This is a genomic window from Methylobacterium sp. Leaf112 (genome assembly GCF_001423295.1).
GTDB lineage: Bacteria > Pseudomonadota > Alphaproteobacteria > Rhizobiales > Beijerinckiaceae > Methylobacterium.
Genome location: NZ_LMNG01000034.1, coordinates 42,372 through 67,743, shown reverse-complemented (window position 1 = coordinate 67,743; position 25,372 = coordinate 42,372). Strand labels below are relative to the sequence as shown.

The following is a 25,372-nucleotide window of genomic DNA, read 5'->3' as shown; positions in this document are numbered from 1 at the left end:
TGCAAGATTCCCAACCTATGCAAAATAACATCTCTGGCTAGGGATTGTTTCAACGCTCAGCTTTGGCTGAAATTATTTCTGTAGCATATGAATCATTGCTCAGCTTAAAACTCTTTAATAATCTGCTTGCAGGGCTTTATTGTAATAATTGGGGGCGGACGCCCAGGAGAAAATCGTGAACGACATTGAACAATTGAAAGAAGAATTAGAAGATTTAACGAATGTCGAGGATGCGGATGAGGACGTATCAACCACCGGCGATTTGTTCTCGATTTCTTCATTCGGCGTCGACTATCCGGTCGAGACACTTGTTTCACGAATGGGAAAGAAGCTTTTCTACATTCCTCCATTCCAGCGCGCTTTTGTCTGGTCCCAGAACCAGTGCTCTCGTTTTATAGAGTCACTCCTTCTAGGCCTCCCCGTCCCCGGGATTTTTCTGTTTAAGGAAGCCGAATCCGGAAAGCACCTTGTGATTGACGGCCAGCAACGCTTGAAGTCACTTCTATATTTTACCGAAGGTGTTATAAATGGAAAGGAATTTTTACTAACTGGAATTGAAACAAAGTTCGGCGGACGGAGCTACAAGACACTAGATGAGGCTGATCGCGCACGCCTAGATGATGCAGTGATCCACGCCACGGTATTTAAGCAAGATTTGCCCGAGGGTGAAATCAATAGCGTCTACGAAGTTTTCGAGCGAATCAACACTGGCGGAATCAAGCTTTCGCCTCAAGAGATTAGATCATGTATTTGCCATGGTAGATTCAATGATTATCTGCACAATCTCAATGAAAATGCGGAGTGGCGGAAGGTATACGGCCCCAAAAGCAAGCGCCTTAAAGACGTAGAACTCATCCTACGATTTATGGCCTTCTATGAAAAGGGCGCCGAATACAAAAGCCCTATGAAGCATTTTCTTAATAATTACATGAAGGAAAAACGAAGCCTGCCAGATGCGCAGCTGCAAGAGCTAGGTGAAATTTTTCTTAAAACAGTAGGGTTTGTTACAAAGGCACTGGGCGCTCGAACCTTCCGCCCTGACCGCTCTCTTAACACCGCAGTCTTTGACGCGGTGACCTGTGCGCTCGCCCATCGCCTCACGAAAAAAGCGGACCCCAAAGCTGTAGCAGCACTATCTGCCTACAACGAACTATTACAGAACGAGCGCTTCATCGAGGGCTATATAAGGGCCACTGCTGACGAGGAAAACGTTAAGAAGCGCATGGAGGAGGCCGAAAAGGCCTTTGCTAAGATATGAAGCGGCAAGAGCTTCAAGCCGAGTTTGATCGCCTAAAATTTCAGATAGCTATCATCAAGGCCGGGTCTGGAAAAGATCGGGATGAACTTATATCCTTATCAAGCCAACAAATCTGCGTTTCTATTTGCGGAAGCCTTGAGCAATTGCTTAAGCGCATTTTTATTGAGTATGCCAAGCAAAGGTCAAATAGCCGCATCTACAGGCCCATCGAGAAAATCTGCGAAAGCTACCAAAACCCTAAGACTACTAAAATTCTTGAACTCGTTGGCTTATTCGATTCGGCGTTCGAAGCGGAATTAAAGCGTCAATGGGACAATGAGCTTGATGCTGAGAAGCAGCATCTCGATAATATGGTCGACGACCGCATTACGATTGCTCATCGAAAGAAGGTTCATGTAGATGTTTCGTCAAGCAAACTTCAAAACTACTTCAATGCCTATAGCGGACTACTTGACCGAGTCTACACGCATTTTTTAGGCCCCGCGTGATGTACAAAGCATCATTCTATAAACTCATAATCTAGATCCAACTCAGGAAAGGTAATCGATACTTAATTCGACCCATCTCAAGACTCCAAATCATTTAAGTAACGCAATTTATGTTACTCCGCCGGTACAGCCTCCCGCCCAACCCCCACACGCCCCCGCTCACCGTCCGCCCCCTGCAAAACCGCCAAAGCCGCATCAGCCTCCCGCTGCCGGCTCCACAGCGACGCATAGACCCCACCGGCATCCAGCAACCCCTGGTGCGCCCCACGCTCGACGATCACGCCCTTGTCCAACACCAGAATCTCGTCGGCGTTGACCACCGTCGAGAGGCGGTGGGCGATGACGAGGGTGGTGCGGTTCTGCGAGATGGTGTCGAGGGCGTCCTGGATCTCGCGTTCGGTGAAGCTGTCGAGGGCCGAGGTCGCCTCGTCGAGGACGAGGATCGGCGGGCCCTTCAGGATGGTGCGCGCGATGGCGACGCGCTGCTTCTCGCCGCCGGACAGCTTCAGGCCGCGCTCGCCCACGGGGGTGTCGTAGCCCTCCGGCAGGGCGGAGACGAAGCGGTCGATCTGGGCGAGTGCGGCGGCCTCGCGCACCTGGGCGTCGGTGGCGTCCCAGCAGCCGTAGCGGATGTTGTACCCGATGGTGTCGTTGAACAGCACCGTGTCCTGCGGGACCATGCCGAGGGCGGCGCGCAGCGACCCTTGGGTGACGCCGGCGATGTCCTGGCCGTCGACCAGGATGCGCCCGCCCTGCGGCTCGTAGAACCGGAACAGCAGCCGCGACAGGGTCGACTTGCCGGCGCCCGAGGGGCCGACGATGGCGACGGTCTGGCCCGCCGGCACCGTGAAGGAGACACCGCGCAGGATCGGCCGGGCGGGATCGTAGGCGAAGCGCACGTCCCGGAACTCCACCGTCCCGCCCTGGGCTCGCAGCGGGGTCGCGTCGGGTCGATCGGCGATCTCGGGGTTGCGGTGCAGGATGAGGAACATGTCGTCGATGTCGATCAGCGCCTGTTTGATCTCGCGGTAGATCATGCCCATGAAGTTGAGCGGCATCGAGAGCTGGATCAGCATGGTGTTGACCAGCACAAACCCGCCCAGCGTGGTGCGCCCGGCCATGATGTCCCGCGCCGCCAGCCACATCACCACGGTCATGCCGATGGTGAAGATCACCGCCTGGCCGGCGTTGAGCACGGCGAGCGACACGTAGGTTTGCGTCGAGGCCTTTTCGTACTTGGCCATGGAGGCGTCGTAGCGCTCCGCCTCACGGCGTTCCGCGCCGAAGTACTTCACCGTCTCGAAGTTGAGGAGCGAATCCACCGCCTTGGTGTTGGCGTCGGTGTCGGAGTTGTTCATCCGGCGGCGGATCTCGATGCGCCACTGCGTCGCCTTCCAGGTGAAGCCGAGATAGGCCGCCACCATGACGAACACCACGGCCGAGTAGACCCAGTCGAACTCGTAGGCGAGGACGCCGATGACGAGGACGAACTCGACGATGGTGGGCACCAGGGTCAGCACCATCAGGCGCGACAGTTCCTCGATCCCGCCGCGGCCGCGCTCCAGCACCCGGGTCAGGCCGCCGGTCTTGCGCTCGAGGTGGAAGCGCAGGGAGAGCCGGTGCATGTGATCGAAGGTCTGCAGGGCGAGACGCCGCACGGCGTGCATCGCCACCTTGGCGAACAGCCCGTCGCGCACCTGCGTCAGCCCGGCCATCGCCACCCGCGACAGGCCGTAGAGTCCGATGAGCACCATCGGGGCGGCGAACACGCCGGTGGGAATCGCGGCGCCGGGCTTCGGGTCGGTCAGGGCCACCAGGGCGTCGGTCGCCCACTTGAAGGTGAACGGCGTCACCATGGTGACGAACTTCGCCACGATCAGCAGGCCGAACGCGAGGAACACCCGCCGCTGCAGGTCGGGCCGGCCGTACGGCCACAGGTAGGGCCACAGCCGGCGATAGGTGGCGACGAGGCCGGGGCGCGCGGGCGGTGCGCCGTCCGGCGCTTGCGCGGGATCGGGTGTCATGCCGTTTCGATTCTCGGTGAAGGCTGGATTTGGAACGGATATAAGCCGGTCCGCGCCCGATGACAGCCGCGCCTCGGCGCAAGGCCGCCCCGCGCCGGTGCGTGGGGACCGTGCGCCGTGCCACCCTCGTGGATGCGCCGTTCCAGAAAGCGGGTTTTCGGGGGATGGACCGTTCCACGCGGCAGGGCGTGGAACGGGCTCAGCCGCGCCGTTCGGTGCCCGCCACCGCCGCCGTTCCGTCGCTCGGCAGCACGAAGATCTGGCCCGGATAGATCCGGTCCGGGTTGCGGATCTGCGGCTGGTTGGCGTCGTAGATCACCGTGTAGCGGGTGCCGCGCCCGTAGATGCGCCGGCTGATCTGCCACAGGCTGTCGCCCCGCACGATCCGCGCCGTGCCGACCTCCGGCACGAACACCGTCCGGGGCGGCTCCGGCTTCGGGTCGGGAGTGGTGCCGGGATTGAGGTCCGGCGTCGTCGCCGCCGGGGTCGGGGTCGCCGCAAGGGAGGGCCCGGCCTCGCCCGGTGGTCGGGCTGCGGCCGGGCTAAGCGGTTGTTCCAGAACGGCGATTCGCGCCGGCGGTGCGGCTGCTTCGGGCGTGGCCGCGGGGGTCTTCACGGTGGGTCGGGGCACGGCCGGCTTCACGGCCGGCACGGAGAACGCCACCTCGGAGCGGGTCTTCACCTTGCCCGAGACGGGGTCCACCTGATCGACCCGGATGGTGTAGGCGCCCGGCTGGACGCCCCGCCCGATGGTGAAGGCGACGCGCCCGTCCGCCCCGGCGCTGCCCGGCGCCACCAGGGTGTCGTTGAGGTAGAGCCGCAGAGTCGCGCCGGGCTGGGCCTGGCTCGTGACGTAGAGCCGGCCGCCCTCCTCCGCCTCGACGCTGACGATCTTGACCGGGCTCGCGCCGGCGGCCCGCTCCGTCTCCGGGGGCCTGCTCTCCGGCGCCTTGCCCTCGGCCACCTTGCCCTCGACCACCTTGCCGGCCTCGGGTTTCGCCTCCGCCCTCGCGGTGTCGGACCCGGTCTTGGGCCCCGTCCTGGCCCCGTCACGCGCTCCTGCGGCGACGGCGGCCGGGGGCGGCGCTACAAGCTCGGGGTGGGACAGAACCACCGTCGGCCTGTCGGGAGACGTCAACGCGATCAAGGGCTTGGTGTCGCGCTTCGATGCGACGACCACGGCGACGGAGTCGCGCGAAACCACGGATCGGCCATCGGCCCCCGTGGACCGCAGGGTGATCTCACTGCTGCCGGGGGACAGGGCAGGCGGCACGATGGCGAACTGGCCGGACGGGTCGACGAGCGCACGGGCAATGGGCTGATTGTCGCGCAGCAGCTCGACGGTGGTGTTGGGCGCAGCCCGCCCGGCGATGACGGCCTCGCCCGACGGCTCGACGCGGATGATGTCGAAGGTCGGCGCCGACGCCTCGGTGCCGGTCGCCGCCGGAGTGTCCCGCGATGCCTGGGCGGGCGTCCGCTCCGGCAGCCGGTCCGGCTCCGGCAGCCGGTCCGACCGGGGCTTTCCCGGCACCGGCAGCGCTCCCTCCCCGGAGCCCGCGAGCGGATCGGTGACGAGGGGTACGGCCCGGCCCTCGGGCGTGCCGAATCCGTGCTTGAACAACTCGCTCGCGCCATAGAGGGTGACGACGAGGGTGAAGCCGCCCAGAAGCCCCACGCAGGCGAGGAAGATGCTCCGTCGCAACTCCGCCTTCATGACGCACCACTCCCTCTTCCATCGTCCGGGCGGCGAAACCGCGATCGACCCTGACCTGCCCCGGCGACAAATCGGCACTTGACGGCGACATATTAACGAACATGACCGGAACACCAAATCCCGACGGCCTTTTCAAGGCCGGATCTCCCGTAAAATCAGCACTTTGGCCCGTGGACGGCACGCGCCCGCGCGGCCGGACCCGGAGGGGAAGCGGCACATGGCACCGGTGAGGACGGTCTGCGTCTATTGCGGCTCCGGGTTCGGCGGCGACCCGGCCTTTACCGCGGCGGCCGAGGCCCTCGGCAAGGCCCTGGCGCAGGCCGGCCTCGGCCTCGTCTACGGCGGCGGCAATGTCGGCCTCATGGGTACGGTGGCGCGCGCCGTCCTCGAGAACGGGGGCCATGTCACCGGCATCATCCCGAGCTTCCTGAAATCCCGGGAGCGCATGCTCGACGAGATCCAGGAGACCATCGTCGTCGAGGACATGCACACCCGCAAGCGTCTGATGTTCGAGCGTTCCGACGCGTTCGTGGCCCTGCCGGGCGGCATCGGCACCCTGGAGGAGTTGGTGGAGCAGCTCACCTGGGCGCAGCTCGGCCAGCACAACAAGCCGATCCTGCTGCTCTCCGTGGCCGAGTTCTGGACGCCGCTCCTGACGCTCCTCGACCACATGCGAGCCCAAGGATTCATCCGGGAGGGGCTCGACCTCAGCTATCTCGTCGCCAGCGAAGCCGGCGACGTGGTCGGGATCCTGCGCGACGCGGCGGCCGCTTCGCCGCCCGCCCCACAGGCCGAGGCGTTCGTCACCGAACGGCTCTGAATCGCCCTCAATCCGCGTCGGTCGACATCGGCTGGGAATGCAAAGGTCTTCGACAGGTCGCCCGTGACCTCCTTCTCGACCCGGTCCACCAGGACGATCCGCCGATTGAGTCCTCGGAGCGTATCGAGGATGCCGGCCGCCGCGAGCCGGATCAGCGGCCCGGCATCGGCGACCACGATCGGCTGGCGATCGGCGGGGGCGATCATGGGGTCACGCTCCAGACGGTGCCGTCCTTGCCGTCCTTCACGGTGACGCCCATGGCCAAAAGCGCGTCGCGGACACGATCGGAGGCGGCCCAGTCCTTGGCGGCGCGGGCCGCGCGGCGCACTTCGATCAGGGCCTCGACCTCGAGTACGTCCAGCCCGGCGGCCCGGATGCTGCCCTGGTCGCGGGCCGACTTGGTCTGCGTGAGCAGACCCATCAGGTTGGCGCCCGCCTTGAGGCCGGCGGGATCGTCGAGGCGGTGGAGTTCCGCGAGTGCCGAAGCGGTGTTGAGATCGTCGGTCAGGGGTTCGAGCAGCCCGTCCGGAATCACCGGAGAGGCTGCACTATCGCCGACGATCACGTACCAGCGCTCCAGGGTCCGGGCCGCTTCCTCCAACCCCCGCACCGTCCAATCGATGGGCTGGCGATAGTGCGTCTTGAGCATGGCGAGCCGGGCCACCTCGCCGGGCCAGTCCTTCAGCACGTCGCGGATGGTGATGAAGTTGCCGAGGGACTTCGACATCTTCTCCCCCTCCACCTGCAGGAAACCGTTGTGGAGCCAGACGTTGGCCATCACGTCGGTGGAGAAGCAGCAGCGCGATTGGGCGACCTCGTTCTCGTGATGCGGGAAGATGAGGTCGATGCCGCCGGCATGGATGTCGAAGGTTTTTCCCAGGTGCTTCCACGACATGGCGGAGCACTCGATGTGCCAGCCGGGACGGCCGGGCGCGGGCAGGCCGCACGGCGAGGGCCAGGACGGCTCGCCGGGTTTCGAAGGCTTCCACAGGACGAAGTCGAGGGGCGAGCGCTTGTAGGGGGCGACCTCGACGCGGGCGCCGGCCTCCATCTCGTCGAGGGGCCGCTTCGACAGGCCGCCGTAATCGGGCATCGAGGGCACGTCGAACAGCACGTGGCCATCCGCAACGTAGGCGTGACCGGCCGCCACCAGCCCTTCGATGATGGCGATCATCTCGGCGATGTGATCGGTGGCGCGCGGCTCGACGAAACGCGGACGCTCGCCCGCCACGTTCACGTCCTCGGGCATCAGCACGCCGAGGGCACGGATGTCGTCGTGAAAGGCCGCGAGCGTCCCATCCGTGAGGTCACGGATGGTGATGCCGCGCTCGGCCGCGCGGGCGTTGATCTTGTCGTCCACGTCGGTGACGTTGCGCGCGTAGGTGACGTGCGCCGCGCCGTAGAGGTGGCGCAGGAGCCGGAACAACAGGTCGAAGACGATGATCGGGCGGGCGTTGCCGATATGGGCCGCGTCGTAGACCGTCGGACCGCAGGCATACATCCGGACATGGCTCGGATCGATCGGCGCGAACGCAGCTTTCTGCCGCGTCAGCGTGTTGTAGAGCCGCAACATCGGGGCCATGAAACCGTCCCTCGTCCCTCGAGCGGATCGCACAGCTCGACCGCCCCTAGCGCCTTGGTTCTTCGCCGCTTCCCGGCGTCGGTACCCCGTGGCGACCGACACGTCCAACGGCGGGGGTGCCGCGCTGCAGCCGGCGCCTGTTGCACGAAGGCGACGGTGCCGTCGGCCGTCCTGGGCTACCCCGAACCCATGAGCAATTCGAGAACAGCGCCGCTCCGCCGCCTATCGAAAGCGATCCAGGGCGGAAAGGGTTTGTTTACCTGGACCCTTGAGATTTCCCCCAACCCGAATCCCTCCATCGAGGTTCTGCCCATGCGCCGCCCGGCCGCCGAAATCGGCACCCTCCTCGCTCTCGCCTTGATGATTTCCTCCACCGCGCTCGCGGGCGGAGACGGCGAGACTCCCACCAAAGCGGTGTCTCAGGTGGAGAAGACGTTCCTGATCCCGGCCGGCGAGGGCTACGGCGTCGGCGATTGCCTGAGCAATGGCGAGAGCAGCTGCGGACAGGTGGTCGCGAATGCCTGGTGCGAAGCACAGGGATTCGCCTCCGCCGGTTCCTTCGGCGTCGCGGCGCAGGACGAGTACACCGGGGCGATTCCCACCTCTCCCGTGATCAAGCAGGCCGAGCGTCCGATCCGCATCACCTGCCAGGATTGAGCGACCGGACCGGATCAGCGCCGGCCATCGGATTTCAGGATCCGTGGCCGGACCGAGCGTGTTTGGAAGCTTATTTCTTCATGGCATCGGCGCATCGCGGCGGCGGCTCCGTGCCCCACGGCATGAGCGGCACGGCCGAGGTTGAGTTCTTGGGCGAGCCCTGGATCACCTTATCCGAATAGACCATGTAGATCAGCGTGTTGCGCTTGGCGTCGCATCCGCGCACGATCTGCATCGACTTGAAGATCAGCGAGCGGCGTTCGCTGAACACCACCTCGCCCTGACCGAGCTTGTCCTTGAACTGCACGGGACCGACCTGACGGCAGGCGAGCGAGATGTCCGAGACGTCCTCGGCCAGCCCCAGGGTGCCCTTGATGCCGCCCTTCTCGGGCTGGGTGTACCAGCACGCCACACCGGCCACGGCCGGATCGTCGATGCCGTAAACCACGAGCTTGTCGTTCGGTGTAAGGGGGCGCCAGACCGTCGATTTGTCGAAGATCCGATCGGCATCCTCCGCCTTGGCGGACACCGCGCCGGCGAGCGCTCCTGCCACGACGGCAGCAGCGGCCATTCCCCCTGTGAGACCCCGAAGCCACATCATCCTGCATTCCCCCCCAACTCGGCTGGGGCGCATGTGGGAAGGCTGTCGCCCCCGCGCGAGGGCGAGTACAAAACTTCCGCTTCGCCGCCGCTCCGATTCCCGTCGGCGGCAAGGTTCCACTCCCGATCCTGTCAGGCCATGCCGCTGATCCTTCCGCAGATCCGCACGCTCGTCCGGGCGCTCGCCATGACCCTCGTCGCCCTCGGGACGGTGGGGACGGCGCAGGTGCAAGCCTCCGACGCCTGCCTGCGCTACCGTTCGGAGCTCGCCAACCTGAGCGACGGAGCGAACACGGCGCGCGCGCTGCAGAACGAGATCGGGCGGCTGAATGCCTATTATCGCACCTTGAATTGCGAGGGCGGCCGGTTCCTGTTCTTCGATTCGCGTCCGCCGCAATGCGGAGCCGTGGAGCAGCGCATCCGCGCGCTCAATGCGGGTTACGGCGCCGAGAACGGGGAAGTCACGGCCGCGCGCCGCCGGCAGCTCACGGCGGCCGTGGCCTCCGCCTGCACGGATACGGCGAGCCGCGTGGCGCTCAACGCATTGGATGGAACGCCGCGCGAGCAACGCGCCCGGGGCGGAGCCCAGGTTGTCTGCGTCCGCACCTGCGACGGCGCCTATTTCCCCATGGCCAACCTGCCCGACGGGCGCGAAGGCGCCGACGACCTGTGCCAGGCCCTATGCCCCGGCGCCGAGGCCGTGGCCTACTCGATGCCGCACGGCGACGACGCCCTGAAACACGCCGCGACGCTGCGGGGCGCGAAAGCCTACGTCTCGCTCGCCAACGCCTTCAAGTTCCGCACGACCTTCACCCCGAACTGCTCGTGCAAGCGCGAGGGCCAGAGCTGGGCGCAATCGCTCGTGAAGGCCGAGAGCATGCTGGTGCGGCACAAGGGCGACATCTTCGTCACACCCATGCAGGCCGAGGCCCTGTCGCGGCCAAAGGTTCGTCTGACCCTGGTCGGGCGGGCCGACAAGACGGCGGCGGGCTTGGCGGCCGACGCAGCCACCCGCACGGGCCTCGTGACCAACGAGACCGGTGCTCCCACGGAACCCGCGGCCCCAGTCGCCGGCGAGGAGCGCCAAGCCGTCCGGATCATCGCACCGAACCTGTTCCCGGGGCAGGGGCAGGGCCGCGCGACGACGCCCTGACGCAGGCCGCCGGTGGCCCTGGCGGGTTCGCGGTATCGTTCCGAACGGGAACCATCCTGGCCCCACTCTGTTCCGAAGGCCTCATCCACAGCCGTGAGTGCCTTCGATGCGGATCATCCGCCTGCTCCTTCTCACCGGTACGATCCTGCCGACTCTGGCGCTGTCCGGCCCTTCCTGGGCGGATCCGGCGGGGATGGGAAAGATGCAGGTCGCGCAAGGCGGACCCGACAGCGAGGGACAGCGTGGCGGCCCATCCCCGGGCCGGGAACGGTCCGAACCCCGTGGAGAGCGCCAAGACAGGCCGGAGCGGCCAGACCGTCAGGAGAGACCGGCGCCGCGCCAGGAGCGGCCCGAGCCGCGTCAGGAGAGGCCTGAGCGCTCTGCCCCGCGTGAGGACCGGACCCCGGCCGAGCGCCCGGCACCTCGACAGGAGCGGCCCGACCGCCAGGACAGGCCTGACCGGCAGGAGAGACCCGAAAGACAAGAGCGGCCCGACCCGCAGGAGCGGCCGGCCCGTCCGGAACGTCAGGAGCGGCCCGACCGGCAGGGGCGCCCCGATCGACAGGAAAGCCCTGAGCGACAGGACCGTCGTCCGGATCAACGCGGACCGACCGAGCGACCCACTTCGCCGGCACAACGCGATCGTACCCCTGACCCGACACAGCCGTCGGAGCAGGCCCCGGTCCGGGGCGCGGAGCCAGAACGCCGGACACCCGGTGCCGAGCCAGTCCGTCCAGACGCGCCCGGACGACGTGGACAGGACACCGGTCCGGCCGAGCGGCAGCCGTCGCTGAATCCGGCCCAGCCGACCGCTCCGACGCAGCCCACACGGCCTGGGCAGCCGGCCACACCACCCGCGGCTGCACCGGGGGCGCCTCAGCCGGTTTCACCTTCTCCGCAGGTCGCACCACAGGGCGCTCCCCAGACGGCGCCTCAAGTCGCGCCCAATGCCAGGCCGGGCGTTCCCGGACGTCCCTTCACGCCTCCCGGTGCGCCGGGTGCCGAGGGTCGAGACGAGCCGACCGGTACCGGGCGTTCGAACGAACGCGGGCAGGATACGGCGCCGGATCGGATTGCCCCCCGTGGCCCGCGCGATCCGGATGCGGCCCGGGACCAGAGCAATCCCCGTGACCGTGGCGACCAGCCGGGGCTGCGCGACGACGGTTTGCGCGGAGGCGACCGCCGGAGCGGTGTCGATGATGATCGCCAGGATCGCGAGCGACGCGACGCGTTCGAGCGCGGCGGTCCGCGCCAGGGCTTCAACGCGCCGGGTCGCCCCGGCTACATTCCGGGTGGCTTCCGCGACGACGATGAGACTCGCGACTTCGACCGTGTCCGCCGCGACCGGCGTGAATTTCAGGAGGATGGCCGGACCTACATCCGCGAGCCCGGTCGCATCATCGTGCGCGATCGCGACCGCACCTTCATCCGCCACGATGAGAACGAGCGGTTCCGCGATCTGGGCCGCGGCGGCTACCGCAGCGAGCGCCGCGGCGGCGACACCGTCACCTATCTCGATCGACCGGACGGCGCACAGATCGTCACCATCGTCGACGACGACGGCCGTCTCGTGCGGCGCTCACGCCGGTTCCGTGATGGTCGAGAGGTCGTGATCATCGACAACAGCTTCAGCGGTCCGCGACGCCCGATCTACGAGGATGTCGTCGATCTGCCTCCGCCCGATATCCGCATTCCGCGCGAGCGCTACGTCGTGGATTACGAGGGAGCCGACGAGCGCAGTGTCTATGAAGCCCTCTCGGCCCCGCCGGTCGTGCCCCTGGACCGGCGCTATACCCTCGATCAGGTACGCTACAGTCCGCAGTTGCGGGCCCGTATGCGCAGCGTGGACATCGACACCATCACCTTCGAGACCGGCTCGTTCACCGTGACGCCGGATCAGGCGTCGCGCCTCGCGACCATCGCGGCGGCGATGAACCAGGCCATCCGGGCCAATCCGCAGGAAGTTTTCCTCGTGGAGGGCTACACCGACGCGGTGGGCTCCGATGTCGACAACCTGTCCTTGTCGGATCGGCGGGCGCAGTCGGTGGCGACGGTCCTGACTCAGAACTTTCAGGTTCCGCCCGAAAACCTCACGACCCAGGGCTACGGCGAACAGGCGCTCAAGGTGAACACACAGGGGCCGTCCCGCGAGAACCGCCGGGTCACCGTGCGGCGGATCACCCCGCTGATCCAGCAGCAGGCCGGCGGCGGCACGCCGCCGCGGTGACGATCCGACGGGCCGTGTCATCCCTGGCACGGCCCGTCTCTCCCCGACCTTCGCCTTCACGGAAGTGCGCGTGTACTGTTCCTCCCCCACATGCCGGGCATCGTCCGGCGCGGTCGTCTTCGGATAGCGTCGGCTCCGTTCGTCGCGCCGCAGCACCGCAGACCATCGCCTCCCATAGGAGCCGACATGGACGAGGCAACGCCTCGCTTGATCGAGGCCGGTACGCCGGCTTTCCGGCGCACCACCCTGGCGCTCGCGGCAGCGGGGTTCTCCACCTTCGCGGTGCTCTACGGCGTGCAACCGCTGCTGCCGGTCTTTGCCGATCAATTTCACGTCTCGCCGGCCGAGAGCAGCCTGGCCCTGTCGCTTCCCTGCGCCACCCTCGCCCTCGCGCTGCTCGTGGTGAGTCCCCTCTCCGAGGTGTGGGGACGCAAGCCCGTCATGGTCGCGTCCCTGTTTGCGTCGGCGATCCTCACCATCGTCGCGGTCATGGTGCCGAGTTGGCACGGCTTCCTCGCTCTCCGTGCCCTGACGGGGTTGGCCGCGAGCGGTCTGCCGGCCGTGGCCATGGCTTATTTGAGCGAAGAGATGCACGGACGCGCCATCGGCCTATCCATGGGCCTTCTCATCGGAGGCAATGCCCTCGGGGGAATGATCGGCCGGCTGGTCGCCGGCATCATCGCCGATCATGCGTCGTGGCGCTGGGGGCTCGGCACCATCGGCGTTTTGGCTCTGGTCGCGGCGATCGCGTTTCTCATGAGCCTGCCGGACTCGCGGCGTTTTCGAGCCAACCGGATGCGGTGGCGCGAAGTGCCCGGCACCTTCGGCCAGCATTTCCGCGATCCCGGCCTGCCATGGCTGTTCGCCGAGGCGTTCCTGCTCATGGGCGGATTCGTGAGCGTCTACAATTACATCGGCTTTCGGCTGCTCGACCCGCCGTTCGACCTGAGCCAGACCGCCATCGGGGCGATCTTCGTCGTCTACCTGTTCGGAACCTTCTCCTCGGCAGCGACCGGTGAGATCGCAAGCCGACTCGGCCGACGCAAGGTCCTCTGGCTCGCCATCCTGCTGGGCCTGGCCGGCATCGCCCTGACCCTTTCGGACCGCCTCTGGCTCATCATCTTGGGCATCGTCGTCGTCACGGTGAGCTTCTTCGGCGCCCATTCCGTCGCCAGCAGCTGGATCGGCCGCCGGGCCCTCCGGGACCGCGCCCAGGCTTCTTCGATCTACCTATGCCTCTACTACCTCGGCTCGTCGGTGCTCGGCACGGCAGGGGGCTGGTTCTTCGCGCATTCGGGCTGGGTCGGCGTGGTCGCGTTTTTCGCAGCCCTCTACGGACTGGCGCTCGTCATCGCGCTGCATCTGTCGCGCCTTCCGCCGTTGGTCCCGACGGAAACCTGAGCGAGGCGGGCTCGCGGGCAGCGAGACCGCCGCGTCGCTTTCAGATGTGGATCGCGCGCTTGGCGACTGCCAAGGCGGCCTCCTTGACGGCTTCCGTCAGGGTCGGATGGGCGTGACAGGTGCGAGCGACATCCTCGGCGGAGGCGCCGAATTCCATCGCCACAGCGACTTCTGCGATGAGATTGCCCGCATCCGCACCGACGATATGCACGCCGAGCACCCGGTCGGTGGTGGCGTCGGCCAGGATCTTCACGAAGCCGTCCGTGGTATGGTTCACCTTGGCGCGGCCGTTGGCGGTGAAGGGGAATTTCCCGGTGTTGTAGGCGATGCCGTCCTTCTTCAACTCTTCCTCGGTCTTTCCGACCGAAGCGACCTCCGGATAGGTGTAGACCACGTTCGGGATCACGCCGTAATTCACGTGGCCCGACTGGCCGGCCAGGAGCTCGGCCACGGCGACCCCTTCGTCCTCCGCCTTGTGGGCCAGCATCGGCCCGCTGATCACGTCGCCGATGGCATAGATGCCCGTGACGTTGGTGGCGTAGTGGCTGTCCGTCTGGATGCGGCCCTTGTTGTCGAGGCCGACCCCCACCGTCTCCAGGCCGAGGCCTTCGGTGTAGGGTACGCGGCCGATAGCCACGAGCACCACGTCGGCCTGAAGCGTTTCGGCCTCGCCGCCGGCGGCGGGCTCCACCGTGACGGTGGCGGCGCCATCCGCCACTTCGACGCCCGTGACCTTGGACGAGAGTTTGAACTGTACGCCCTGCTTGCCGAGGATGCGCTGGAACTGCTTGCCGACCTCGCCATCCATGCCCGGCAGGATACGGTCGAGATACTCGACCACCGTGACCTCGGAGCCGAGGCGGCGCCAGACCGAGCCGAGCTCGAGGCCGATGACGCCGGCCCCGATGATGAGAAGCTTGCCCGGCACCTTCTCCAGGGCAAGCGCGCCGGTGGAGGAGACGACGATGGTTTCGTCGATGGTGACCCCGGGGAGCTTGGTGACGTCCGAACCCGTCGCGATGACGACGTTCTTCGTCTCGAGAAGCTGGTTGCCGCCATCCTCGGACAACACCTCGACGCGGCCCGCACCCGCTAGGCGCGCGGTGCCCCGATACGCGTCGATGCCGTTCTTCTTCAGCAGGAACTCGACGCCCTTGGTGTTGCCGTCGACGCCGTCCTGCTTGAACGTCATCATCTTGGCGAGGTCGAGCTGCGGCGCGCTGACGATCACGCCCATGTCGGCGAAGTGCTTGCCCGCCTCCTCGAAGGCCTCCGAAGCATGGAGCAGGGCCTTCGATGGGATGCAGCCGACGTTGAGGCAGGTGCCGCCATGGGTTGCCCGCTTCTCCACCACGGCGGTCTTGAGGCCGAGCTGAGCCGCCCGAATGGCGCAGACATAGCCGCCGGGACCGGTGCCGATGACGACGAGATCGTAGGACATGGGATTCTGACTCGCTGAAGTGGGCGGCGGGTCATGCCCCACCATCGGATACGAAGCGCGCGGAAGCGTCCGGCAGCGTGGATCGCGGCCGGCGGACGGTTAGCTGCCGGGCCTTAGAGGTCGAGCACGAGGCGTGCCGGATCCTCAAGCGCCTCCTTGACGCGCACGAGGAAGGTCACGGCTTCCTTCCCGTCGACGATGCGGTGATCGTAGGACAGGGCGAGGTACATCATCGGCCGGGCTTCGATCTTCCCGTTCCGGACCACCGGTCGCTCTTCAATGCGATGCATGCCGAGGATGCCCGATTGTGGCGCGTTGAGGATCGGGGTCGACATCAGCGAGCCGTAGATGCCCCCGTTGGTGATGGTGAAGGTGCCGCCCTGCATCTCTTCGATGGAGAGCTTGCCGTCGCGGGCCTTCTTGCCGAAGCCGGAAATGGTCTTCTCGATGCCCGCGATGGAGAGGTCGTCGGCGTTGCGCACCACCGGCACGACGAGGCCCTTATCGGTGCCGACCGCGATGCCGATGTGGTAATAGTTCTTGTAGACGAGGTCCTGCCCGTCGATCTCGGCATTGACCGCCGGTACGTCTTTGAGCGCGCCGATCACCGCCTTGGTGAAGAAGCCCATGAAGCCGAGCTTGGTGCCGTGCTTCTTCTCGAAGATGTCCTTGTACTGGCTGCGCATGGCCATCACGGCGGACATGTCGACGTCGTTGAACGTCGTCAGCATCGCGGCCGTGTCCTGCGCGTCCTTGAGACGGCGGGCGATGGTCTGGCGCAGCTTGGTCATGCGCACGCGCTCTTCGCGGGCCGCATCGTCGGGCTTCGACGGGACGCGCGGGGCGGTGGGCTTGGCCTCCCGGGCGGGGGCCGCCGCCGGTGCTGACGGCCCCTTCGCCTTGGCCTCCAGCATATCACCCTTGGTCACGCGGCCATCCTTGCCCGAGCCGTTCAGGGTCGCGGGATCGATGCCGGATTCCCGGGCCATCTTGGAGACCGCCGGGCCGTTGTCGCCGGATTCGCGAGCCTGGGCCGGGGCACCGTCACCGTGATTGCCGTAACCGGCCGACGAACTCTCGGCCGGGGCCTCGGCGGGCTTCTGCTCGCCCTTGTCCTCGGCGGGCGCCTCGGAGCGGGTCTCGGCCTTCTGCTCGGTCTTCTTCGGAGCCGCTGCCTTGGCACCGCCGGTGGCCTCGACGATGGAGCCCAGCAGGGCGCCCGGCTCCACGGTCTCGCCGTCCTTGACCAGGATCTCGCCGAGTTCACCGGCCGCCGGTGCGTTGACTTCGAGGGTGACCTTGTCGGTCTCGAGTTCCACCAGGGGCTCGTCGGCGGCCACCGTATCGCCCGGCTTCTTGAACCAGCGGCCGATGGTGGCCTCGCTGACGGATTCGCCGAGCGTCGGGACGAGGATGTCGGTTGCCATGGTGTTTGTCCGTCCGGGTGGTGTCACGGCGCCGTTGGCGGGCGCCCTCAGATCAGGAAGGGCTGCGAGGGACCGACGTCAGACCGCCAGCGCCTCGTTGAGGAAGGCCTGGAGCTGCGCCTGATGCTTCGAAAGCAGGCCCACCGCCGTGGAGGCCGAAGCCGGCCGACCGACGTAGCGCGCGCGCTTCACCGAGGACTGGGCCTGGCCGAGCACCCATTCGAGGTAGGGCTCGACGAAGGCCCAGGGGCCCATGTTCTTGGGCTCCTCCTGGCACCACACCACCTCGGCATTGCGGAACCGGGACATCTCGCCGGCCAACGCCTTGAGGGGGAACGGATAGAGTTGCTCGACCCGCAGGATGTAGACGTCGTTCAAGCCGCGCTTCTCGCGCTCGTCGTAGAGGTCGTAATAGACCTTGCCCGAACACAGAACGACACGACGGATCTTGTCGTCCTTGACGAGCTTGGTGGCGTCGTCCTCGCGCTCGGCATCGTCCCACAGCACGCGATGGAAGCTCGATCCCTCCGCCATCATGTCGATGCCGGACACGGCCCGCTTGTGACGCAGGAGCGATTTCGGCGTCATCAGGATCAGCGGCTTGCGGAACTCGCGGTTGAGCTGGCGCCGCAGGATGTGGAAGTAGTTCGACGGCGTGGTGCAGTTGGCCACCTGCATGTTGTCCTCGGCGCACATCTGCAGGAAGCGTTCCAGACGCGCCGAGGAATGCTCCGGCCCCTGGCCCTCGTAGCCGTGCGGCAGCAGCAGGGTCAGGCCGGACATGCGCAGCCACTTGCGCTCGCCGCTCGAGATAAACTGGTCGATGACCACCTGCGCGCCGTTGGCGAAGTCACCGAACTGCGCTTCCCACAGCACCAGGGCATTGGGCTCGGCCGCCGAGTAGCCGTACTCGAAGCCGAGCACCGCCTCTTCGGACAGCATCGAGTTGATAACCTCAAGGCTGGCCTGCCCCTCGCGGATGGAGTTGAGCGAGGTGTAGCGCTGCTCGTTCTCCTGATCGATCACCACGGCGTGGCGCTGGGAGAAGGTGCCGCGCTCGACATCCTGGCCCGAGAGGCGGACCCGGTGCCCCTCCAGAAGCAGCGATCCGAAGGCGAGTGCCTCCGCGGTCGCCCAATCGATGCCTTGGCCGGTCTCCACCGCCTTTGCGCGGTTGTCGAAGAAACGCTGGATGGTGCGGTGGAGGTGGAAGCCGGGTGGCGGCGTGGTGATGCGCTGGGCGATCTCGCGCAGGATCTCCGTCGGTACGCCGGTCTTGCCCCGGCGCGGATCGTCGACATCCTCACGCACGGCCTTGAAGCCGGACCAGCGTCCATCGAGCCAATCGGCCTTGTTGGCCTTGTAGTTGCTGGCGACTTCGAGCTCACCATCGAGGATCGCGCGGAACTCCGCCTTGCGACCGTCGAGCTGCTCCTGGGAGAGGACGCCCTCGGTGACGAGCTTCTTGCCGTAGGTCTCCAGCGCCGTCGGGTGCTTGCGGATGCGCTGGTACATCTTCGGCTGGGTGAAGGCCGGCTCGTCGCCCTCGTTGTGGCCGAAGCGCCGATAGCACAGCATGTCGATGACGACGGGCTTGCCGAACTTCTGCCGGTACTCGATGGCGATCTTGGCCGCGAACGTCACGGCTTCGGGGTCGTCGCCGTTGCAGTGGAAGATCGGGGCCTCGACCATCTTCGCGACATCCGACGGATAGGGCGAAGACCGCGAGAAGCGCGGATCGGTGGTGAAGCCGATCTGGTTGTTGATGATGAAGTGGATCGACCCACCCGTACGGTGCCCCTTCAGGCCCGACAGGCCCAGGCACTCGGCGACCACACCCTGTCCGGCGAAGGCGGCGTCGCCGTGGATGAGCAGCGGAACGACGCTGGTGCGGTGGACATGCGGGTTGGCGCGCTGGTCCTGCTTGGCGCGGACCTTCCCGAGCACCACCGGATCGACGATCTCGAGGTGGGACGGGTTGGCGGTGAGCGACAGGTGGACGTTGTTGCCGTCGAAGGCACGGTCCGAGGATGCGCCGAGATGGTACTTCACATCGCCTGAGCCCTCGACCTCGGCCGGATTGGCCGAGCCGCCCTTGAACTCGTTGAAGATCGCCCGGAAGGGCTTGGCCATCACGTTGGAGAGCACGTTGAGGCGGCCGCGATGGGCCATGCCCAGCACGATCTCGTGGGCGCCGAGCGCCCCGCCGCGCTTGATGATCTGCTCCAGCGCAGGGATCATGGCCTCGGAGCCGTCGAGGCCGAAGCGCTTGGTACCGGTGTACTTCAAGTCGAGGAACTTCTCGAAGCCTTCGGCCTCGATGAGCTTGTTGAGGATCGCGCGCTTGCCCTCGGGGGTGAAGGTGATCTCCTTGCCCTTGCCCTCGATGCGCTCCTGAATCCAGGCCTTCTCCTCCGGATTGGAGATGTGCATGAACTCGACGCCAAGCGTCTGGCAGTAGGTGCGCTCGAGGATCTCGACGATCTCGCGAACCGTCGAGAATTCGAGGCCGAGTACGTTGTCGAGGAAGATCGGACGGTCCCAGTCCTTCTCCTCGAAGCCGTAATGCTGCGGGTGCAGTTCCTCGTGGTCCCCGCGCGGGGCGAGACCGAGGGGGTCGAGCTTCGCATGCAGGTGGCCGCGCATGCGGTAGGCGCGGATCAGCATGATCGCGCGGACCGAATCCTTGGTCGCCTGCTCGACCGAGATGCCGGGAGCGGAGGCGACGACGACGCCCTTGACGGGCTCCTTGGCGGTGTCGCTCTTGGCGCGAATCTTATCGCCCATCGCCTTCTCGACGGTGGACCAGTTGCCGTCGAGGGCCGAGACGATCTCGCCGTTGGCGTGGACCGGCCAGTTCGGGCGTCGCCACGAGGCGCCGGCGGCATTCTTCTCGGCGGCGCCCTTGTCCTCGTTGAGGGAGCGGAAGAAGTCCTGCCACGCGGGATCCACCGAATTCGGATCGCGGGCATGAGCGGCCTGCAGTTCCTCGATGTAGGCGGCGTTGCCGCCGTAGAGGAACGAGGTTTCGAGCGCGTCCTGGCGTGCCATCGTTCAGGTCATCCTACCGCTTGGCTCAAGGCCACCCCATCCGGGGCGACCGCCGCCCGATCCGGCGCCGGGCGCCGGGGATCGGATTTGGAAAGTCGGACGCAGGGTGAGCCGCGCCCGTCGGATCTCATATGGGTGCCCGAGCCTGAATGCGGCGCAACACAGGCCCGCGCACCGCAAGCGTCAGCCCTTGAGGACTTCGACGAGGGTGCTGCCAAGGCGGGCCGGCGAGGGCGAAACCCGGATGCCGGCCGCCTCCATGGCGGCGATCTTGTCCTCGGCGCCGCCCTTGCCACCCGAGATGATCGCGCCCGCATGACCCATGCGGCGGCCTGGGGGCGCCGTGCGGCCGGCGATGAAGCCGACCATGGGCTTCCTGCGGCCGCGTTTGGCCTCGTCGGCGATGAATTGCGCCGCTTCCTCCTCCGCCGAGCCGCCGATCTCGCCGATCATCACGATGGACTCGGTCCTGTCGTCGGCGAGGAACAGTTCGAGCATGGAGATGAACTCCGTGCCCTTCACCGGGTCGCCGCCGATGCCCACGGCCGTGGTCTGGCCCAGCCCCGCGTTGGTGGTCTGGAACACCGCCTCGTAAGTCAGCGTGCCCGAGCGGGAGACGATCCCCACCGAACCCGGCTTGAAGATGTTGGCCGGCATGATGCCGATCTTGCATTCGCCGGCGGTGACGATACCGGGGCAATTCGGGCCGACGAGGCGGGACTTCGAGCCTTCCAGGGCGCGCTTGACGCGGACCATGTCGAGCACGGGAATTCCTTCCGTGATGCAGACGATGAGCGGGATCTCGGCCTGGATCGCCTCGCAGATCGCGTCGGCCGCGCCAGGCGGCGGCACGTAGACGACCGAAGCGTCGGCGCCGGTGGCCTCGCGCGCCTCCGCCACCGTGTCGAAGACCGGCAGGTTGAGGTGCTTCGAGCCGCCCTTACCGGGGCTGGTGCCGCCGACCATCTTGGTGCCGTAGGCGATGGCCTGCTCGGAATGGAAGGTCCCGTTCTTGCCGGTGAAGCCCTGGCAGATGACCTTGGTGTTCGCGTCGATCAGGATGGACATGGGTACTCTCAGCCCTTCTTCACGGCGGCGACGATTTTTTGTGCAGCGTCGTCGAGATCGTCCGCCGGGATCACGTTGAGGCCGGAATTCCGGATGATCTCCTTGCCCTTCTCGACGTTGGTCCCTTCCAGGCGCACCACCAGGGGCACTTCGAGGCCGACCGCCTTCACCGCCGCGATCACGCCGTTGGCGATCACGTCGCACTTCATGATCCCGCCGAAGATGTTGACGAGGATGCCCTTCACCTGCGGATCGGCGGTGATGATCTTGAACGCCGCCGTGACCTTTTCTTCACTCGCGCCGCCGCCGACATCGAGGAAGTTCGCCGGCTCCTCGCCGTAGAGCTTGATGATGTCGAGGGTCGCCATGGCGAGGCCGGCGCCGTTGACCATGCAGCCGATGGTGCCGTCGAGGGCGATGTAGGCGAGATCGTACTTGGAGGCTTCGATCTCCTTGGCGTCCTCCTCGGTCTCATCGCGCAGCGCGACGATGTCGGGGTGGCGGTAGAGGGCGTTCGAATCGAAGGAGATCTTGGCGTCGAGGCACTTGAGATGGCCGTCGCCGGTGAGCACCAGAGGGTTGATCTCCAGCATGCTCATGTCCTTGGCGGTGAACGCCTCGTAGAGCTTGGTGGTGAGGTCGCCCGCTTCCTTGGCCTGGGTCCCGGACAGGCCGAGCGTCTTGGCGACGAGGCGGCCGTGGTGGGGCATCACGCCGGTGGCCGGATCGACCGAGAAGGTGACGATCTTCTCCGGGGTGTCGTGCGCCACCGTCTCGATGTCCATGCCGCCCTCGGTGGAGACGACGAACGCGACCTTGCCGGTCTCGCGGTCCACCAGCATCGAGAGGTAGAATTCCGCCTCGATCTGGGCGCCCTCCTCGATGTAGAGGCGGTTGACCTGCTTGCCGGCCTCTCCGGTCTGGATCGTGACCAGGGTCTGGCCGAGCATCTCGCCCGCGAACTGCTTCACCTCGTCGAGGGACTTGGTGACGCGCACGCCACCCTTGGCGCCGGCGGGCGCGCCCTTGAACGAGCCTTTGCCGCGGCCGCCTGCGTGGATCTGCGATTTGACCACCCAGACCGGGCCGCCGAGTTCGCGTGCCGCCGCCTCGGCCTCTTCGGCCTTGAAGATCGGCACGCCGCGCGAGACGGGCAGGCCGAACTCCTTGAGAACCGCTTTGGCCTGGTATTCGTGGATGTTCATGCCAAACTCCTCCCTCGTCCCGGCCGGACCGGGCCTCCCGGTTTCCTTGTAGCTCGGCTTGAGCGGGCCGCTCGCACGACCCGCCGCCGAATCTTATGCGTTGTTAGGCGAGCGCCGGATTGATGCCCTTGCACGCCTCGATGAGGCCCTTCACGGCCCCGACCGACTTGTCGAACATCGCCTTCTCGTCGTCGTTGAACGTAACTTCGAGGATGCGCTCGACGCCGTTCGCGCCGATGACGATGGGGACGCCGACATACATGCCGTTGATGCCGTACTCGCCGTTGAGATAGGCGGCGCAGGGCAGGACACGGCGCTTGTCGCGCAGGTAGCTCTCGGCCATGGCGATGGCGGACGCGGCGGGCGCGTAGAAAGCCGAGCCGGTCTTCAGCAGGTTGACGATCTCGCCGCCGCCCTTGCGGGTGCGCTCGACCATGGCGTCGAGCTTCTCCTGGGTCGTCCAGCCGAGCTTGACCAGGTCGGTCAGCGGCACGCCGGCGACGGTGGAGTAGCGCACCAGCGGCACCATGTCGTCGCCATGCCCGCCGAGCACGAAGGCGGTGACGTCCTCGACGGAGACCTTGAATTCGTCGGCGAGGAAGTGGCGGAAGCGGGCGGAGTCGAGAACGCCGGCCATGCCCACGACCTTGTGGGTCGGAAGGCCCGAGAACTTCTGGAGCGCCCACACCATGGCATCCAGGGGATTGGTGATGCAGATCACGAAGGCGTCGGGCGCGTGCTGCTTGATGCCGTTGCCGACGGCTTCCATCACCTTGAGATTGATGCCGATGAGGTCGTCGCGGCTCATGCCGGGCTTACGCGGTACGCCGGCGGTGACGATCACCACGTCGGCCCCGGCGATGCCGGCATAATCGCTGGCGCCCGAGTAGGCCGCATCGAAGCCGTCGACGGGGGCGGATTCGGCGATGTCGAGGGCCTTGCCCTGAGGCACGCCGTCGACGATGTCGAACAGGACGACGTCGCCGAGTTCCTTCAACCCGGCCAGATGCGCGAGGGTGCCACCGATCTGTCCGGCGCCGATGAGCGCGATCTTGCTGCGTGCCATGGGTAAAACGAGCCTCCGGTGATCGGGATAAGTGGGCGGTGTTCCGCTTGTGTGACGGGGTCCGACCTGCGGCGGCAGGATCGCACCGCCAAGCCTTCGTGTGGGTTCTGTGCGCTGCGGCGGTGTGTGGCGGAAAAGGCCCAGAGCTTCAACCGATGCTGGATCGGCATTGCAGGGTTCGGGCCACACGTTCCCGACAATGCAGTTCGGGAGCATCGGCGAAAACACAGATGTTCGAAGGCGTTAGGAGTTCGAAGTCCCGCACCGTGCGGGAAGATTCCTTCGGTGACAGGAAAAACGTTCTGTCACGGAGGCTCAGAGCGCACCCGTTCGAAGGACCCGCTGAATGGCGAGAATCACGGCGCCGAGACGCGCCTCGATCAGGTCGGCCGGCAGATCCGCATCGTGTTGGATCGCCAGGGGATGGGTGAAGCGGTAGCTCGCGTCGAAGATGTAGGCGATGGCCCGCTCCCGATCCCGTGCCACGAAGGCACCCGTGGCCATGCCTTCCTCCACCACCCGCTCCACGAGCCCGCGCAGACGAACCCGATGGCGCCGGGCGATGGGGCGCGCGCCGACAGCCGCATCGAGATGGACGGAGAACAGGTTCGGCTCGTTGGCCAGGGTCAGGCGCTGGGCCGAGGCCAGTGCGGAGAGCAGCCGCTCGATCTTGTCGTCGGCGGGATCGGGCGCATCGGCGATGCGGGCGAGTTCCGCCTCGACGTCGCGCAGCCAGCGGCCCGCGACGGCGTCGAGCAGCGCGTCCTTCGAGGGGAAGTAGCGGTAGACGTTGGCATGGGTCATCCCGGCCTCCGCCGCCACGGCCACCACCGTCACCCGCTTCGGGCCGAGGCGACGCAGATGCTCGGTGGCGACAGCCAGGAGGCGCGCATCGACGGCGATCGGTGCCGTACGCGGCACGGAGCGACCGGCTCGGCTGGCCGAGGAGCGATCGGAGGATGGCTTCCGGGGCACGTCGTCGAGGAGCCCGTCCTCGAGAGCGTCACCTGCGGCAAGACCTTTCCCAAACACGAAGGGCGGGCCGGGAGGCTGCATCGTTCGGGAACACCGACCACGGTTCGAGAGGAAGCGGGGGCCCCTCACCAAATCGCCAGCGTCGCTCACCACGACGTGCACATTCGCGAGCCCCGATGTCTCGCAGGTGCGAGACACTGGCCAAGCCCTTTAACGGGTCAGAACTTATTCTTCCAGGCCCTCAATGCAGTAAAGACGTGTACGGGCTCGGTTCCGGGTGCAAGATCGACCGCATGGGCCAAGGCGGGCTCTCCTGCCCGCAGGAACGGGTTGGTCGCCCGCTCCTCTCCCAGGGTTGTGGGAATTAGGAAGCGGCCTTCGGCTTTGGCACGTTCGGCCTCCACCATCCGCGCCGTCAGCTTCGCGTTGTCGGGATCGGCGGCCCGCGCGAATCCGGCGTTGGACAGGACATAATCGTGCCCGCTGTAGACCTGCGTGTCATCGGGCAGGCGGGCGAAGCGAGCGAGCGAGCGCCACAGGACGCTGGGCTCCGCCTCCATCACCCGGCCGCAGCCCAGGGTGAACAGGGTATCGCCGGCGAACACCAGGCCGGCCGCCTCGAACCAGTACGTGACGTGGTCGACGCAATGCCCGGGCGTCTCCCAGACCTCGGCCGACAGCGCCCCGACCCGCACCACATCGCCCTCGGATACGGCGACGTCCACCTCCGGCACGGCTGCGCCTGCCTTGGCCGGAGCCGTCACCCGAGCGCCCGTGCGCCGCTTCACCTCGGCGATCCCCTCGATGTGATCCGCGTGCCGGTGGGTGACGAGGATGTCGGTCAGGGTCCAGCCCGCCTCATCGAGGGCGGCGAGCACGGGGCCCGCTTCCGGCACGTCGATGGCCGCACAGGCGCCCGTCTCGGGGTCATGCAGGAGCACGCCGATGTTGTCGCTGCGGCACAGGAAGGTCCGGATGTCCGGTCGGGGAGCGGGCATGGCATTGTCCTCGGCTGAGGGGTCCGATGTCGGCGGGGAACCGGGCCGGGTGCGGTCCGGTTCCGGCCGGGATGCCCGGCCGGCCTTCGCGGATCGGGCTCGGCGCATTCAGCTTGCCGGATTGAGCTTGGCGGATTGAGCTTGGCGGGGTTGCCGGAGTCGCCTCAGGACCCCATTGATGCGGGTGCGCGCTGCCGTTCCCTCAAATCAAGCACAC

20 protein-coding genes are annotated in these 25,372 nt (G+C 66.4%); 7 read left to right on the top strand and 13 right to left on the bottom strand.

Annotated elements, in window-relative coordinates; genetic code table 11:
• Positions 1–175: 175 nt before the first annotated feature.
• Entirely contained in the window at positions 176–1,258 is a 1,083-nt protein-coding gene (locus tag ASF52_RS22270) for a DUF262 domain-containing protein (protein WP_156630253.1), read from the top strand.
• On the top strand, positions 1,255–1,746 hold the full coding sequence (locus tag ASF52_RS22770; protein WP_156630251.1) for a HEPN domain-containing protein: 492 nt from the start codon (positions 1,255–1,257) through the stop codon (positions 1,744–1,746). The genes ASF52_RS22270 and ASF52_RS22770 overlap by 4 nt, the downstream gene beginning before the upstream one ends.
• 113 nt (positions 1,747–1,859) lie before the next feature.
• On the opposite strand, the gene ASF52_RS20715 is transcribed toward ASF52_RS22770, so the two are convergent.
• Positions 1,860–3,770: an ABCB family ABC transporter ATP-binding protein/permease gene (locus ASF52_RS20715; protein WP_056176378.1), complete on the bottom strand. Its 1,911-nt coding sequence runs from the start codon at positions 3,768–3,770 to the stop codon at positions 1,860–1,862.
• Positions 3,771–3,969: 199 nt separating this feature from the next.
• Positions 3,970–5,484, bottom strand: a complete 1,515-nt coding sequence (locus ASF52_RS20710; protein ID WP_056176376.1) for a LysM peptidoglycan-binding domain-containing protein — start codon at positions 5,482–5,484, stop codon at positions 3,970–3,972.
• Between the two features lie 217 nt (positions 5,485–5,701).
• On the opposite strand from ASF52_RS20710, the gene ASF52_RS20705 reads away from it, so the two are divergent.
• Positions 5,702–6,304: a TIGR00730 family Rossman fold protein gene (locus ASF52_RS20705; protein ID WP_056176373.1), complete on the top strand. Its 603-nt coding sequence runs from the start codon at positions 5,702–5,704 to the stop codon at positions 6,302–6,304.
• Positions 6,305–6,506: 202 nt separating this feature from the next.
• On the opposite strand, the gene cysS is transcribed toward ASF52_RS20705, so the two are convergent.
• Positions 6,507–7,886: a cysteine--tRNA ligase gene (gene cysS, locus ASF52_RS20700; protein WP_056176370.1), complete on the bottom strand. Its 1,380-nt coding sequence runs from the start codon at positions 7,884–7,886 to the stop codon at positions 6,507–6,509.
• Between the two features lie 312 nt (positions 7,887–8,198).
• On the opposite strand from cysS, the gene ASF52_RS20695 reads away from it, so the two are divergent.
• Positions 8,199–8,543, top strand: coding sequence for a hypothetical protein (locus ASF52_RS20695; protein WP_056176933.1), 345 nt, complete (start codon positions 8,199–8,201; stop codon positions 8,541–8,543).
• A 70-nt stretch (positions 8,544–8,613) separates the two neighbouring features.
• Here ASF52_RS20695 and ASF52_RS20690 read toward each other — a convergent pair whose 3' ends face one another.
• A complete protein-coding gene (locus ASF52_RS20690; protein WP_056176366.1) occupies positions 8,614–9,144 on the bottom strand; it encodes a CreA family protein in 531 nt (176 codons plus the stop codon).
• A gap of 138 nt (positions 9,145–9,282) precedes the next feature.
• On the opposite strand from ASF52_RS20690, the gene ASF52_RS20685 reads away from it, so the two are divergent.
• Complete coding sequence (locus ASF52_RS20685; RefSeq protein WP_056176363.1) at positions 9,283–10,296, top strand: DUF2865 domain-containing protein; 1,014 nt, start codon at positions 9,283–9,285, stop codon at positions 10,294–10,296.
• Between the two features lie 886 nt (positions 10,297–11,182).
• Here ASF52_RS20685 and ASF52_RS23650 read toward each other — a convergent pair.
• Positions 11,183–11,731 (bottom strand): hypothetical protein, encoded by a 549-nt coding sequence (locus ASF52_RS23650; protein WP_338011721.1) that lies wholly within the window; start codon positions 11,729–11,731, stop codon positions 11,183–11,185.
• Between ASF52_RS23650 and ASF52_RS23645 the strand changes: the two genes are divergently transcribed.
• The gene (locus ASF52_RS23645) at positions 11,699–12,523 is read left to right on the top strand and encodes an OmpA family protein (protein WP_338011720.1); all 825 of its coding nucleotides are present in this window, start codon (positions 11,699–11,701) and stop codon (positions 12,521–12,523) included. The two genes, ASF52_RS23650 and ASF52_RS23645, sit on opposite strands and share 33 nt — an antisense overlap.
• 186 nt (positions 12,524–12,709) lie before the next feature.
• Positions 12,710–13,924: an MFS transporter gene (locus tag ASF52_RS20675; protein ID WP_056176358.1), complete on the top strand. Its 1,215-nt coding sequence runs from the start codon at positions 12,710–12,712 to the stop codon at positions 13,922–13,924.
• Between the two features lie 40 nt (positions 13,925–13,964).
• Here ASF52_RS20675 and lpdA read toward each other — a convergent pair whose 3' ends face one another.
• From lpdA to gloB, 8 genes are all read right to left on the bottom strand, one after another.
• A complete protein-coding gene (gene lpdA, locus ASF52_RS20670; RefSeq protein WP_056176355.1) occupies positions 13,965–15,365 on the bottom strand; it encodes a dihydrolipoyl dehydrogenase in 1,401 nt (466 codons plus the stop codon).
• A gap of 113 nt (positions 15,366–15,478) precedes the next feature.
• The gene (gene odhB / locus ASF52_RS20665; protein ID WP_056176352.1) at positions 15,479–16,792 is read right to left on the bottom strand and encodes a 2-oxoglutarate dehydrogenase complex dihydrolipoyllysine-residue succinyltransferase; all 1,314 of its coding nucleotides are present in this window, start codon (positions 16,790–16,792) and stop codon (positions 15,479–15,481) included.
• 78 nt (positions 16,793–16,870) lie between these two features.
• Entirely contained in the window at positions 16,871–19,843 is a 2,973-nt protein-coding gene (locus ASF52_RS20660) for a 2-oxoglutarate dehydrogenase E1 component (RefSeq protein WP_056176348.1), read from the bottom strand.
• A gap of 183 nt (positions 19,844–20,026) precedes the next feature.
• Positions 20,027–20,911 (bottom strand): succinate--CoA ligase subunit alpha, encoded by an 885-nt coding sequence (sucD, locus tag ASF52_RS20655; RefSeq protein WP_056176345.1) that lies wholly within the window; start codon positions 20,909–20,911, stop codon positions 20,027–20,029.
• An 8-nt stretch (positions 20,912–20,919) separates the two neighbouring features.
• Positions 20,920–22,116, bottom strand: a complete 1,197-nt coding sequence (gene sucC / locus ASF52_RS20650) for an ADP-forming succinate--CoA ligase subunit beta (RefSeq protein ID WP_056176342.1) — start codon at positions 22,114–22,116, stop codon at positions 20,920–20,922.
• Between the two features lie 103 nt (positions 22,117–22,219).
• The gene (gene mdh, locus ASF52_RS20645) at positions 22,220–23,182 is read right to left on the bottom strand and encodes a malate dehydrogenase (protein ID WP_056176341.1); all 963 of its coding nucleotides are present in this window, start codon (positions 23,180–23,182) and stop codon (positions 22,220–22,222) included.
• 315 nt (positions 23,183–23,497) lie between these two features.
• Positions 23,498–24,103 (bottom strand): TetR family transcriptional regulator, encoded by a 606-nt coding sequence (locus tag ASF52_RS20640; RefSeq protein ID WP_244472908.1) that lies wholly within the window; start codon positions 24,101–24,103, stop codon positions 23,498–23,500.
• Between the two features lie 272 nt (positions 24,104–24,375).
• Positions 24,376–25,155: a hydroxyacylglutathione hydrolase gene (gene gloB, locus ASF52_RS20635; RefSeq protein ID WP_056176338.1), complete on the bottom strand. Its 780-nt coding sequence runs from the start codon at positions 25,153–25,155 to the stop codon at positions 24,376–24,378.
• Positions 25,156–25,372 lie beyond the last annotated feature (217 nt).